This is a genomic window from Streptomonospora sediminis (genome assembly GCF_054778995.1).
The window spans coordinates 1-841 of sequence record NZ_BAAGYZ010000027.1 but is presented as its reverse complement, the minus strand read 5'-3'; the positions used below and the strand labels follow the sequence as shown (position 1 = coordinate 841).

At 71.5% G+C, this 841-nt stretch carries 1 protein-coding gene; it reads left to right on the top strand.

The features are described 5' to 3' along the window. Positions 1-26: 26 nt before the first annotated feature. Positions 27-841, top strand: an 815-nt coding sequence (locus ACYVD5_RS07260) for a zinc-binding dehydrogenase (protein ID WP_461000150.1), incomplete at its 3' end; no start/stop codon positions are given.

The window sequence follows — 841 nt, the reverse complement described above, 5'->3', positions numbered from 1 at the left end:
CCAAGGGGTCCATCGACAACCTTGCGTTGGTTCCGGCGCCTGAGGCCGACCGGGAACTGGCGCCGGGCGAGGTGCGGGTCGCGGTGCGCGCGGCCGGACTGAACTTCCGCGACGTGGTCGTGGTGCTGGGCATGGTGCCCGAACAGGGCGAACCGATCGGCGGCGAGTTCGCCGGGGTGGTCACCGAGACCGGACCCGGGGTCGCCGACTTGGCCGTCGGCGACCGGGTCATGGGGCTGGACGAGGCCGCGTTCGGCCCGCGAGTCGCCACCGACCGGCGACTGCTCACCCCGCTGCCCGAGAACTGGACCTTCGCGCAGGGCGCCGCCGCAACCGTGGGCTTCTGCACGGCGTACTACGGTCTGCGGGATTTGGCGGACTTGCGGGCCGGGGAGCGGGTGCTGGTCCATTCGGGTGCGGGCGGTGTGGGCATGGCCGCCGTCCAAATCGCCCGGCATGCGGGTGCGGAGGTGTTCGCGACCGCTTCGCCGGGCAAGTGGGACCGGTTGCGGGAGTTGGGGGTGGCCGAGGACCACATCGCCTCCTCCCGCGACCTGGGCTTCGCCGAAACGTTCCGGACACTGGTGGGCGATGCGGGCATGGACGTGGTGCTGAACTCGCTTGCGGGCGAGTTCACCGACGCGTCGCTGGACCTGCTGGGTACGGGCGGGCGCTTCATCGAGATGGGCAAGACCGACAAGCGCGACCCCGCCGCGGTGGCCGAAACCCACCCGGATGTGGTGTACCGCAGTTTCGACCTGATGGATGCCGGCCGCGACCGCATCGGCGCGATGCTCGCCGAGCTGACGGACCTGGTCGCCCAGGGCTCCCTCGCGGGTCT